The sequence below is a fragment of the Rubripirellula amarantea genome, from assembly GCF_007859865.1.
Lineage (GTDB): Bacteria > Planctomycetota > Planctomycetia > Pirellulales > Pirellulaceae > Rubripirellula > Rubripirellula amarantea.
Genome location: NZ_SJPI01000001.1, coordinates 3,212,160 through 3,226,213, shown reverse-complemented (window position 1 = coordinate 3,226,213; position 14,054 = coordinate 3,212,160). Strand labels below are relative to the sequence as shown.

Below are 14,054 nucleotides of genomic sequence, written 5' to 3'. Positions count from 1 at the left end.
GCTCAGCTACAACGTTCATTCTCTTGGATCGCTAATGTCCCGCACCTTTGTTTTTTTGTGCACGTTAATCAGTGCCTTACTTGCTTCCCCTGCCTTCGCTCAAACGGCAACGCTGCAAGAGGTGTTTGAATCGGTGGATTCCATCGAAATTGCTAATGAGGCGCGACTACGAGGGAACCCAAAACGCGGGGCGATCGTCTTCTATGCTTCAGCGGCGGCGTGCGCTAAGTGTCACGTGACCGGTGATGGGCCGTCCCCACTTGGGCCAGACTTGACGCGTCTGGGGGACGAAATATCCGACGTTCATCTCGTCGAATCGCTGCTGCACCCATCGAAGTCCATTCGAAAGTGTTTTGAAACCATCCAATTGGTCACCGTCGATGGGGATGTTCAATCCGGAATGATGGTATCGGAAGACGACAATCAAATCGTTTTACGAGACGCGTCAAACCTGCACGCCAGCATTACAATCCTTAAAGAGGATATCGATGCACGAAATCGTTCCAACGTTTCAATGATGCCCGCGGGCTTGGTGGCGACGCTCAAATCCCCACGCGAATTCCTTGACTTACTCAGCTACCTTTTTGCGATTCACGAAGGTGGTCGCAAGCGTGCCGACGAACTAAAGCCGACACCCGAGCAATTGATCCCCAAAGATGACACTATCAATCTCGATCACGCCAAGATCATTCGGCAGGTGGAAAACAGGAAACTCAATCGCGGCAAACAGATCTACGAATCGACTTGCTACCAGTGCCATGGCAAGGATGGGAACACTCCATCATTGGCCACGGCTCGGGCATTCGGTACTCAGAAACTAAAATTCGGTTCTGATCCGCACAGCATGTTCAAAACACTTTCGCATGGCAACGGCTTGATGGCCGCTGCTTCGGCGTTGTCACCACGAGAACGCTACGAAGTGGTCGCTTACATTCGCAATCGGTTCATGAAGGGTTTAAACCCAGACTACTTCTTGGTCACGCCCGAGTACTTTAAGGGACTGCCCCAAGGGACGGACATGGGTGACTTCAAGCTCGATCCCGATCGTGATTACGGCCCAGCCTTGGCATCGCAGTTGGGACGCGACGTGAATAGCGCGTTGACCATCAAGTTAGGCGACATGTCCATCGCCTACGACCTGCACACGATGGATCAAGCTGCCATCTGGTCAGGAGGTTTCTTGGATGTCGATCAAACTCAGCACAAACGAGGTCGTGGCGAAGGCTACCCTCACCCGCGAGGCGAGACCATCGAAACGCTTGATCTTTGGCAATGGGGACACGACGGTTCGCTAGATTACGCAACAAAGGATCTGTTGCCGCGTGGCCCCCTGCCCGAACAGTGGCTTAACTATCACGGGCACTTTCTTTGTGGCGACAAGATCGTCTTAAGCTATTCGATCGACAACCGTGAAATTCTCGAATCTCCATCGACTCTGGCGAACCAGACGGCGGTTCGTCATTCATTGACCGTCCATGCTGGAAACGCATTGGTTCTTGCAGTGGGAAAATCGGCGCTCGGCCGCGCACGTCCTTTGCTGAAGGGCGACATCGATGAGGTGACGCTTGAGTTGGATCACCAACAACGGTGGGTCGTGAAAATCCCTGCGGGTGAAGTAACGCGAGAGATCGACATCATTCGATTCGGCGGTGCGTTGTTACCAACCAAAGAATTGTCTCTTTTGGAAAACAGACCGACATCGATGATTGCTGGCGGAGATCTGCGTTGGCCTGAACGTTTTGAAACGATCGGTTACCGAGGCTTTCAATCCGGTGCCTATGCCGTCGACACCATCTCTATCCCAGAATCAACACCATGGAATACATGGTTCCGAACGTCGGCGATCGACTTCTTTCCCGACGGACGAATGGCGGTGGCGACGGTCGGGGGTGACGTTTGGATTGTCTCGGGTGTTGACGATAACTTGCTGAACGTGCGATGGAAGCGGTATGCGGGCGGCATGTTCGAACCCTTTGGGATCAAAGTGGTTGATGGGTTGATTTATGTCACCTGCCGAGACCGGCTAGTGCGACTGCATGACCTCAACCAAGATGGCGAAGCCGACTTTTATGAAAGCTTCAGTGCAGACACCGACGTCTCGACCTTCTTTCACGCATTCAACTTTGATTTGCAAACCGATACAGAAGGCAATTTCTACTATGCCAAGAGTGGGCAGTACACGGACTACAAGCTGCCTGGGGCGATCGTTAAAGTTTCCGCCGACGGGAAAACTCGCGAAGTGATTTGCACGGGACTGCGAACGCCTAACGGATTAGGAATACTGCCCGATGATCGACTGACCGTCAGCGATAACCAAGGCACTTGGATGCCAGCTTCGAAAATCAACTTGGTCAAACGCGGAGGCTTCTACGGCTACATCCAGAACCAAGGTGGCGGCGCGTGGGCACCGGACGGAGGCAGAATTGATCACCGCAAAGTTGTTCCGCCAAAGTCCTTTGATCCACCACTGATTTGGATGCCCCAGGAGGTCGACAATTCGTCGGGCGGCCAGGTTGTCGTAGAAGATGACCGGTTTGGTCCCTTGGCCGGGCGATTGCTGCATACGAGCTTCGGCCAGGGACGTTTATTTTACCTGATGACGCAAGAAGTGGACGGCCTAAGCCAAGCCGCTTTGGTGCAATTCCCACATGACTTTGAAACCGGCATCATGCGAGGACGCGTCAACCCCGTCGACGGACAACTCTACGTGACCGGACTCAATGGTTGGAACGACAACGGAAGAGGAGACTTGGCCGACGGAGGCATCTATCGAGTCCGCTACACTGGCAAACCAGTGCGAATGATCACGCACTGCGAAGTCCATCCCGGCGAACTTCGGGTCCATTTCAACTTCCCTGTGGATCACGACACAGCCACGCGCGTGACTTCGTTTGTGGCCGAGCAATGGAATTACCAATGGACCGACAACTACGGTTCTGATTTCTATCACCCCGAAACAGGTGAAGTTGGAAAGCAAGGTTTACCAATCGAATCCGTTTCGATCAGCGAGAACTCCCAAACGATCTCGCTGAAGACACGAAGCCTCAGGCCCGTCAACCAATTGCATCTGCACATCGACGTTTTGGATACAAACGGCAATCCCTTTAACGAAGACGTCTATTGGACCATCCATTCAATCCCCAACGAGTGACTGGCTTGGTTCCAACTACCAATTCGTACCACTGCGAATCCATGTGAATCCGTGTGAATCCAGATGACGAATTTCGACCGTTCATCTAGCCGCACTACCATCAGCGACCACGGATCCATCACGACACTCAGCGTTTGCGTCAGCAGGAACCGCTTTGACGAAGTTGATCGCTGAACCAGCTGATCGTTGGCCTGAACCACTTCGTATGCTTTGGAACGCGTTGGACACGATTGCCCTCACCCGTATTACCCTTGATCTCTTCATGCTGCTTACTCGAATCAAACGACACTTGTTTGGCAAGTCACTTCGGCTGGGGATGCTCTCATTCGTCCTCGTGTCCCTATCGTGCTTCACCGCCGAGGCTCAATCAAAGCCGAATGTCGTATTCATCCTTGCCGATGATCTTGGCTGGAGCGACACGACGCTGTACGGCACAACCTCATTCTACAAAACACCCAACATTGAACGTCTGGCAGGCCGCGGGATGACGTTCACTCACGCCTATTCGGCAAGTCCCCTATGCTCACCGACTAGAGCTAGTGTGTTGACGGGCTTGAGTCCGGCTCGCCACGGAATCACATCGCCTATCTGTCATTTGCCCAAAGCCACGCTGACAGCAACGTACAACTCGACCGGCCCCGCGAATCAAAAATGCACGATTCCAAATTCAGCGTCTCGATTGAACACTGACTACTACACGCTGGCCGAGATGTTTCGAGACAACGGCTATGCGACCGGGCACTTTGGCAAATGGCATCTCGGACCGGAACCTTATTCGCCCTTGGAACACGGCTTTGATGTAGATCTACCTCACCATTCAGGTCCAGGACCAGCGGGGAGTTACGTCGCGCCTTGGAAGTTCAAAGATTTTGACCACGATCCAGATATCCCGAACGAGCACATCGAAGACCGCATGGCGAAGGAAGCTGTTGCGTTCATGGAAAGCAACAGCGACAAACCGTTCTTCCTGAACTATTGGATGTTCAGTGTCCATGCGCCCTTTGACGCCAAGCAATCGCTCATCGACACCTATCGCGAACAGGTTGACAGCAACAATCCGCAACGATGTCCAACCTATGCTGCGATGATCGAAAGTATGGACGATGCAGTCGGAACTATACTCAACACGTTGGATCGACTCGGCATTGCTGATCACACCATCGTCGTGTTTGCTTCGGACAACGGCGGCAACATGTACAGCCAAGTTGATAGCACATCGGCGACCAGCAATTTCCCACTTCGCGGCGGCAAGGCGACGATGTACGAAGGCGGAGTTCGCGGTCCAGCAATCGTCGTTGATCCCGGTCACGTACAAGCCGGAACCCGCAGCGCCGAAGTGATTCAAAGCTGCGATTTCTATCCAACGCTGCTGGAAAGACTCGCCATCGCCCCGCAGCCGAATCAGTCGTTCGACGGTATCAGTCTCATCCCGGCTCTGCGCGGTGAAGCCCTCGATCGCCTAGCAATCTTTACTTACTTTCCCCATTCACCGAACATCCCTGACTGGTTACCACCGTCGGTGAGCGTTCACGCTGGCGAATGGAAACTGATTCGCATTTTTCATGGCGGCGATGACGGTCAGCATGCTTATCGATTGTTCAACCTCGAAGACGACCTGGGCGAGAACGTCGATCTTGCATCGATCCAGCCCGAACGAGTGCGTGAACTCGACCAGATGATTGACGAGTTTCTGGACAATACTGACGCCATCGCCCCCTTGCCCAACCCAAAGTTCGATCCTGGAAAGTATCGTCCTGAAATGATCGGCAATGCTCACTTAAAAGCAACCGGAAACACCGATAAGAAAGCTAAACGAAAGGCTCGCAACCAGCAGTCATTGAAACCGCAAGAACCCATCGCGGGTTGGCTGCCTGGCGGCACGTGCCAATTGGCAATGAAAGACGGTTCACTGGACATAACAAGCGGCGGCGGCGATCCCTACATCAGCTACAAGCTTCCTTCCGCTGTTACGGACAACAAACTCGTGCTGAAATTTAGGATGAGTTCTAATGCCCGCGGCGCGGGACACGTGTTTTGGCAAGAAAGAGGCTTGTCCCCCGCCTTCAACCGCGAGCGTTGCACGCAATTCGACGTCGCTCATGACGGAACGCCGCATGAGTACAACGTGGAATGGGCGGTCGACAACGCTGTGCTTGCCGTCCGCATCGATCCCGCCACCGGCCCAGGACGAATCTCACTCACCAACATTCGGCTGACCACCGGCGATGGGCAAGAGGTTTACCGCTGGAAACTCTGACTCAGCACACGTTCTTCGCTAGCGTTGCGTACAACCGAAGGAGTTTCCACTGACGCGCCGATGCGATCGAACCTATTAGTTTGCACAGAGTATTCAACGCCTACAGAAATCATCGAACCACGCCATCGGAATCGCCCAAGTGCCAATCATGAAGCTCCCAATCATGTTCGCTATTGTGCCATCGTTGCTATTAACAGTAACTGCGATCGCCGACGATCGACCCAACGTGATCGTGTTCTATACCGATGACCACGGACACGCAGACCTTTCGTGCCAGGGCGTAGTTGGTGATGTGCAAACTCCAAACGTGGATGCGTTAGCGAAAAGTGGCGTGTTGGCCCGGCATGGATATAGCACCGCGCCACAGTGCATTCCATCACGAGCGGGATTGCTGGTCGGAAAGTTCCAATCCAAGTTCGGAGCTGAAGCCAATGGATATTCGCTTAAGGGTTTCGATGAAGAATTAACGATCGCCGAACGACTTCAAGCCGCCGGATATGTCACGGCGCAATTTGGAAAGTGGCACCTTGGCCCTGGGATACGTATCACCGATCACGGATTCAAGCATGTCTATGCTCAAAACAGCGGTGGACCATTCGCGGCCAATATCAAGCTCGATGGACAAGATCGTCCGATGGGTACGATGCAGACCAGGCTCTATCACATTGATGGTTGCAGCCAAGCGGCAGTTTCCATCATCGATCGGTACAAAGACGACCCATTCTTTTTGTACGTGGCCTACCGAGCTCCTCATGTTCCCTTGGACGCACGGAAAAAGTATCTCGATCGGTTTCCCGATGCGATGCCTGAACGCCGCCGCCAAGCGCTCGCCATGCTTTCGGCCGTTGATGACGGCGTGGGCCGGATCGTAAGCACACTCGCAAAACACAATCTGACACAGAAAACGCTAATTTTCTATATCGGCGACAATGGGGCTCCATTGAAAATTCACAAACGAGACGCTCCCGGCGGTGGTCCAGGCTGGGATGGTTCGCTGAACGATCCACTCAATGGCGAAAAAGGCATGTTGTCCGAAGGTGGCATGCACGTTCCGTTCGTGGTTTCATGGCCAGGGACTATTCCCGCAGGCCAGATCTATGATCACCCGATCAGCGCCTTGGACGTCGCAGCAACCGCAGCATCACTTGCCAAAATCGACGTCGAGCCCGGTGAGCCCGGTAAGCTCGATGAGCTCGACGGCGTAAACCTGATTCCGTTTCTCACCGGTCAAGACAATTCGGCTCCGCACGACGCTCTTATGTGGCGTTGGATCGCTCAGTCTGCGATTCGTGAAGGTGATTGGAAGTTGTTGCGCGGTGGAGATCGCGAGTATCTGTACAACCTCGAATCCGACATCGAAGAGAAACATAGTTTGATGGCCACCCATCCGGACATCGCTGATCGTCTGCGTGAAAAGCTCAAAACATGGTCGGAAACGTTGGACCCACCCGGGCTAACGACCGGCCCCATGGCGAAGACGTGGCACGATTACTACGACTTCTACATGGAGGGGAAACCTCTAACGCCTTCGAATGACAAGACCACCGCTGGTAACAACGCAAAGCAGAAACAGAAGCGACGACGTGCAATTCGCGCGAAGGCGGCGGCCAACGACTAAGCTCCAAACGCTTACCCAAGTACTTGAAGATGCCTCGCACTCCGCTGCACAATCATTGCAGGGGAACTGTGATCAACAAACCCAAACTAGCAACTAGCACTTCGCAAACAAGATCTCACGCTCACTATGAACTTAGCCACACTTCGACGATCGATCCTTTCGCTAATCATCTTCAGCTTGATGGTCCATGCCATCGTTTGCGGGGCCAAGCCACCGAACTTTGTCATCACGATTGCCGATGATCATGGCGTTTACCATTCGTCGGTTTACGGATCGCCCGAATTTCAAACGCCAAACCTGCAACAACTTGCCGCCGACGGCATCAGGTTCGACAACGCTTATGTCGCTTCGCCCGCTTGCGCCCCCAGCCGTGCGGCTTTGTTTACCGGGCGAATGCCTTACAGCAATGGCATTGTTGGCAATCACGAATTCGAACTCAAACCTGGTGTCGTTTCACTGTTGCCCACGCTCATCGCACAAGGGTACGAGGTCGTTTTTCACGGCAAGGTCGGGCATTCCGGGCGGAAACATTTTGGTCAATATGTTCCGCAGAGTGTAAAAATCCTCGGTGGTGGCGGTCTGCAAGAAACCATGACATTGGATCAGGTGGAAACCTTCCTCGCGCAACGCAGCGATGATGCACCTCCACTGGCCTTGTTCCTTGGCTGGACGGACACACACACGGCATGGCCACCCAAAGAAGAAGCCAGGATTGCTCCCGAAGACGTTGTCATTCCTCCGAAGATATTTGACACGCCCGAAGCTCGCGTAGAAATGACGCGATACGTCGAAGGAGCCGAAGACATCGACCGTCGAGTCGGCGAAACTCGAGGATTAGTCGCCAAGTATCTCGACGTAGATAACACGCTGGTGGTCTACACGTCGGATCATGGCATGCCGTGGCCGTTCGCAAAATGGTCGCTTTACGAAACGGGAATTCGCACTCCTTTGATCGCCGTTTGGCCAGGCAAGATAAAGCCGAGTTCGTCGACTGATGCGATGGTCAGTTGGATCGACCTGATACCGACACTTATTGACTTGGCCGGTGGTTCGTCACCTCAAGGCGTCGACGGACGGTCGTTCGCGAAAGTTCTGCTGGGTGAAACTGACAAGCATCGCGACGTGATTTTCGCTACGCACAAAGGCGACAACGAAAAGAATGTTTACCCGATTCGCAGCGTCCGCGCGGGCAAATGGAAATACATCCGAAACCTGCATCCTGAGTTCGCCTATACCACTCATACGGACGTCTGGGCCAAGGAAACACCGCGTGACCCCAAGCACTGGGCGCATGCAGGCCAGCACTGGCAATCGTACATCGATGCGGCTACGACGGACCCCAATGCCGCGGCCTTTCTGCACGACTATCACACCAATCCGCCGGAGGAACTCTACGACGTCGAGAGCGATCCGTTCGAAACCAGCAACTTGGTCGCGTCACCCGCGCAAGCCACCAAACTGGCTGAACTGCGGCACTTGGTCGATGCTCATATGAAAGAGGTTAACGACGATCAATCGCTAAGCGGGCCGCCACAATTGCTGAAGGACTTCTCGTTGCCAGAGGCGGCACGAAACCCGAAGTAGCCGGCACCGGCCGAACGACCTGATGTTTTGTTGGTGAATGTCGACGGCCTGAATTCGAGGCTGCCTGGGCAAAGACCGAGACTCGAGCAAATTTCGCGGTCCATAACGTTCACTGCTCAGCGTTTGGGAGTCTCTTCGTCATCAACATTTCATTGGTGGTCGATCTTGTCAACGATCCCAGCCTGCAAGGATCTTTAACGAGATCCACTACCATTGTCGTCCGGACAATTAGCCGCCGAAAGATGATCGATATTGAGTTCGTTAGCACTAAACCAACACCGCTCAACGACACCTTCACTCTGGCCGAGTCATCAGGACGACGATGCTTCGCCCCGCAACCTCGTAGGCGGTGGCTTCGAGAGGGCGACTTGAGCTGAACGTGATGTCCTCGGGCGAGGGGCGCGCGGTATCAATGACTCGGTGCCATGTTCCGGGAGCGCCTGCTTGAATGCCAAAGGTGGCTGTGGACGAAGCGGCGTTGATCATCACGTAGAGATCAACGTCGTTTTGAGATTGGCCATGTAAACAGTAGGCGAGCTGCTGGGAATGGTGAGACATGTCGACAAGGTGGCCGCTGCCATACCAAGTGATTTCGTCTCGCCAAAATCGCGAACGGCTGATCGACGGGTGGCTTTTGCGAAACGCGATCATTTGCTTGACAAACCGATGAACGTCTTCGTTTGCTTGCCGTCGGTCCCAATTCAGCCAGGTCGTTTCGTTGTCTTGGTTGTAGGGGTTATTGTTGCCCTGTTGCGTTTGCAAGAACTCGTCGCCCATTCGGAACATCGGCGTGCCGTTGGAAAGCATCAACAGGCCGATAAAGTTCTTGACTTGTCGTTTGCGAAGTTCGATCACCTCGATGGGAACGTTGTCGTCGCCTTCCCATCCGCAATTCCAGCGCCACTCACTAGCACCGTCGGTGTTTTCGTGACCGTTGGCCCAGTTGCGTTTTTGGTTATAGGCGACCAGGTCGTAAAGCGTCGAACCGTCATGTGAGGTGATGTAGTTGATGCTTAATGGAGGTTGCAAAGCGTGGTAACGATCATCGGGAAACAGATCCGCACTGCCGTACAATCGAGTCATCAACTCGGGGATGAAGCCCTTGTCGCCGCGAACGAATCGCTGCAACGTGTCGCGGTAATGAGCGTTCCATTGCATCCAACGCTGGCCGGGAAACTTTTGGCCAAGTTGAAATTCGCCACCCGCATCCCAAGGCTCCGCGATGAGACGGTTGTTTGTGAGATCGGCATTGGTGCCGATCTCGCTAACAATGGGCGGGTCGTCCAAATTGATGGAACCGTCGCTGTTGCGTGTAAAGATAGACGCAAGGTCGAAGCGAAACCCATCAATGTGCATCTCGCTATCCCAGAACCGCAAGCTGTCGACGATGTGTCGACGGACAGCTCGGTTGGCGGTGTGCATCGTGTTGCCCGTGCCGCTGTAATTGGCAAAGGGAGCCGCGGCGTTGCCGGTCATGATGTAAGCGGAACTACTGTCGATTCCCTTGAAGCTATAGGTGGGGCCCGTGTGATCTCCTTCGCAGGTGTGGTTATAGACCACGTCTAGAATGACTTCGATTCCAGCCGCATGAAGCTCGCGGACCATCGTGCAGAACTCCGCTTGGACATCGCAAGCAAAAGGATTGGTGGCGTAGGCATGATGCGGCGAATAAAAATTCATCGGCATGTAGCCCCAGTAATTATCGTCATCCGGATCGAACTGAAACACCGGCATCAGTTCAACCGCCGTGATGCCAAGGTCAACCAGATACGGAATCTTGTCGACCACACCGAGAAAGGTCCCACGGTGCAATTCCGGAACGCCAGAACTTGGATGCTGAGTGAATCCTTTGACGTGCAATTCGTAAATTACCAAATCACTATCGTGCCGCGGTTGCTTGTCGTCTTTCCAATCCACTTCGCAAAGCTGAGTTGGCAAAACGCCAAGCGGTGCTTGTCCCGCGTTGGAACCCGGCCGACATGCGGCGGCTCGGCTGAATGATTCCGGAAAGTGAACGCTGCGAGCACAAGGATCAAGCAGGATTTTCTCGAAGTCAAAGCAGTGCCAATCGTACCGTCCCTGGGGTGCCGGCCCGTCAATTCGGTATCCGTAGTACGCCGCGCCAGCCGCGTCCGATTGGTCGACGCGACAATGCCAAACCGGACCGGACTTGTTCGTTAAGTAGTCGAGCGCGACTTCCAACATCGGATGCGTTGTGTCTTGCTCAGAATAAAGCAGCAAGTGCACCACTTCCGCGTGACGCGAGTAGATCGAAAAGTTATAGGCTTGGTCTTCGGCGACCCAAAACGCGCCAAGGGGATACGGCGTGCCTTCGGATTGGGACCAGGTCTTCATGAGTTGGTCGTAGATTGAGGACTTCCGAACATTCGATACGCAATCAATTTCAGTTGGTCGTTCACCAGAAAGCATGCGAGAGCGTAACACCATATCAGTGCCGCCACCTTCCATCCGATCGGAGCCATCAAAATTCCGTAAACGGCGATCAACGTTGCAATGACCTGAGTTCCGACGACTGCGATGAACAGCACTTTTGCTGGCCGAATTGACCAGAACGGACCTCGAGTGCGCGTTGCGAAGACGGTAAGGTGACCAGCGACAGATAATTTTAAGTACATCAACGATTGAATCGTTTCACGATCGACTTGATAGACGCGTTCAGCAAGATAGAACAAACCGAACGAAGCTGCCACGCCGGCGAGCCCCAGCACGCTCGATACACCCAGGACAGATCGCATGTCCCAATGCTCGGGTTTGTCCGAACATCGCACTCGGTCGTAAGCGATCGACAAAATTGCTCCGTCGTTCAGTAACGCCAACAACACGATCATGACCGCGGTCACCGGGTAGAAGTTGAACACCAGAATCGACAAGGTCATGAACACCAGCACGCGAATCGTTTCAGCGATTCGGTAAATCGCGTAGCTGTTCATCCGTTGGAAGATTTTACGGGCTTCTTCGATGGCGTCGATGACTACCGACAAACCGGGCGCCATCAGCACAATGTCGGCGGCAGCTCGGGCCGCGTCGGTTGCTCCGGAAACCGCAATGCCGCAATCGGCCTTCTTCAGCGCCGGAGCGTCGTTCACGCCATCGCCGGTCATGCCTACGATGTGACCATGCTTTTGCAACACATCGACAATATGGAATTTGTGCTCGGGGAAGACCTGTGCAAAACCATCCGCATTCTCGATCATGTCGTCGACCTGAGCGGATTCGCTGTAGCTTGTCTCTTGAAAAATCTCGGCGTCAATCAGATTTGATCCCATGTCGAGCTGAGTCGCCACTTCGCGCCCGATCGCCAACTGGTCGCCGGTGACCATCTTCACCGTGCATCCCATTTGACGAGCCGCCGCGATCGTCGATTTGGAATCATCACGTGGTGGATCCGACAATGGCAGCACTCCAAGAAACCTCCAACCGTTGACGTCATCGTATTGGGCTACGCCTAGAGCACGGAAACCTCGGGATGCAAAGTTGTCGATCGCGGCTTGAACTGGTTGCCGAATGGCGTCGACGTTCGAGACCAGATTCAAAATAACTTGCGGCGCACCTTTGCTAGTCTTGAACCTGCCACCATCTTTGGCTTGCACTGCCGCTTCGGTTCGTTTGTGAACGGGATCAAAAGGTCGAAATTGGCGAACTTGGTAAAAGTCGATGGGAACATCGCCACAACCTTCCAAGATAGCGCTGTCGATGGGATCCTTGTTCTCGACTCGGGAAGCAAGGCATGCGGCGAGCAAAATTTCGTCCTTGGTAATGCCGTCCATCAGAAACGGTTCGCCGAGGGTCAGCCTGTTTTGTGTCAATGTGCCAGTCTTGTCGCTGCAAAGAACGTCCATTCCGGCGAGTTCTTCGATCGACGCCAATCGGCTGACGATTGCTTGACCGCGAGCCAGCGTTTTCGCACCTACGGCCATCGTGACCGATAAAACGGTCGGCATGGCGACGGGAATTGCGGCGACGGTCAACACCAGCGCAAATTGCAACGTTTCAGTGATCGGATCACCACGAAACAACGCGACCATCAAAATGAACGCGACCATGATCACGGCAATCGCGATTAGGAAGTTGCCGATCCGCAGCACCGCTTTTTGAAAGTGACTAGTCGTATGAGCGGATTGAACCAGTTGAGCCGTTTTACCAAAGTACGTTTCAGCACCAGTCGCCCTGACAATCGCGTCGATCTCTCCCTGCTTGATGATCGATCCGGAGTACACCGTCTCGCCGGGTTTCCGCGTGACTGGCAAGGACTCACCCGTGAGCGCAGATTGGTCAACATCCACTGAACAATCCTGCCCGGAATCCGTCCTCGTCAAATCCGTCCTCGTCAAATCCGTCCTCGTCAAATCCGTGCTCGTCAAATCCGTATCCGTCAAATCCGCATTCGCCAATCCACTAGCCAACAAATCAGCGTCGGCAGGTACGATGTCGCCTAGACGAAGTCGAATGCAATCGCCGGGGACCAGTTCTCGGGCAGCAAGAGTCGTCCATCGGCCATCGCGTTTGACACGAGCTTGAAGAGCCAATTGAGACTTGAGAGCCGCAACGGCATTGCCAGCTTGAAACTCCTCCCAGAAACCAACGGCCGCGTTGACGATCAACAAAACAGAAATGATCGCGAAATCGGCCCAGTGCTGAACGACCAGCGAAAGAATGGCTGCGATCTCTATCATCCATGGGATCGGTCCCCAGAAATAGGAGAGCAACTTCAGCAGAACACTAGTCGTTGCTTCGGGTAATTCATTCGGACCAAACTGTCCCAAACGCCGATTCGCTTCGGCCTGAGTGAGCCCGAGGATGGCGTTTTCATTTTCATTGATTGCATTCATGGAACCACTTAACCATTCCACGACTCGATAGCAGGATCGCGCCCATATTCATCCTCGCGAGCGTGTTGGAAACACAACACACTGATCGACGCGGTGTCCAAGATGAAATGCTGACCGGCCTGAACGGGCAAACCGATCCAACGAACCCCCAACACGCGGCCAAAGTGACTGTGCGAGAACAAGGCAACGTTTCCGTCCAGGCTGATGAGCCGCTCGATCAATTCGTCGGCTCGTGCCGAAATGTCATCGGGCGATTCGCCATTGGGGCATCCGTCGACGAACAAGTTCCAACCCGGACGTTGCTTGAACACATCGGCGTGAGTTCGCCCTTCATAGTCACCATTGGCCCATTCGACCAGATGCGGTTCGATTTCGGCATGCTCGTCACAACCAGCCAATTCGCAAGTCTGTCGAGCGCGTCGAAGTGGGCTGACCAGCACGTGGTCGAACTTCGTGGTCGCGAGTCGCTGGCCCAATCGACTAGCTTCCTGTTCACCATTGTCGGTCAACGGAATGTCGACGCGTCCGGTATGCTTGCCCGAAAGGGACCACTCGGTTTCGCCATGTCGCATCAAATAGATTCGTAAAGTCATC

7 protein-coding genes are annotated in these 14,054 nt (G+C 53.9%); 4 read left to right on the top strand and 3 right to left on the bottom strand.

Annotated elements, in window-relative coordinates:
• Nucleotides 1–34: 34 nt before the first annotated feature.
• From Pla22_RS11830 to Pla22_RS11815, 4 genes are all read left to right on the top strand, one after another.
• Nucleotides 35–3,151 (top strand): DUF6797 domain-containing protein, encoded by a 3,117-nt coding sequence (locus Pla22_RS11830; protein ID WP_146514795.1) that lies wholly within the window; start codon nucleotides 35–37, stop codon nucleotides 3,149–3,151.
• A 262-nt stretch (nucleotides 3,152–3,413) separates the two neighbouring features.
• Complete coding sequence (locus Pla22_RS11825; RefSeq protein ID WP_390620265.1) at nucleotides 3,414–5,408, top strand: sulfatase; 1,995 nt, start codon at nucleotides 3,414–3,416, stop codon at nucleotides 5,406–5,408.
• Between the two features lie 148 nt (nucleotides 5,409–5,556).
• A complete protein-coding gene (locus tag Pla22_RS11820; RefSeq protein WP_242631954.1) occupies nucleotides 5,557–7,026 on the top strand; it encodes a sulfatase family protein in 1,470 nt (489 codons plus the stop codon).
• 126 nt (nucleotides 7,027–7,152) lie between these two features.
• Nucleotides 7,153–8,610, top strand: coding sequence for a sulfatase family protein (locus tag Pla22_RS11815; protein WP_146514794.1), 1,458 nt, complete (start codon nucleotides 7,153–7,155; stop codon nucleotides 8,608–8,610).
• 294 nt (nucleotides 8,611–8,904) lie between these two features.
• Here Pla22_RS11815 and Pla22_RS11810 read toward each other — a convergent pair whose 3' ends face one another.
• The 3 genes from Pla22_RS11810 to Pla22_RS11800 are packed head-to-tail and all read right to left on the bottom strand — an operon-like array spanning nucleotide 8,905 to nucleotide 14,053.
• A complete protein-coding gene (locus Pla22_RS11810; protein WP_146514793.1) occupies nucleotides 8,905–10,965 on the bottom strand; it encodes a glycogen debranching protein in 2,061 nt (686 codons plus the stop codon).
• Nucleotides 10,962–13,460, bottom strand: coding sequence for a plasma-membrane proton-efflux P-type ATPase (locus Pla22_RS11805; RefSeq protein ID WP_146514792.1), 2,499 nt, complete (start codon nucleotides 13,458–13,460; stop codon nucleotides 10,962–10,964). The genes Pla22_RS11810 and Pla22_RS11805 overlap by 4 nt, the downstream gene beginning before the upstream one ends.
• Nucleotides 13,461–13,468: 8 nt before the next feature.
• Nucleotides 13,469–14,053 (bottom strand): histidine phosphatase family protein, encoded by a 585-nt coding sequence (locus Pla22_RS11800; RefSeq protein ID WP_146514791.1) that lies wholly within the window; start codon nucleotides 14,051–14,053, stop codon nucleotides 13,469–13,471.
• Between the last annotated feature and the right edge of the window lies 1 nt (nucleotide 14,054).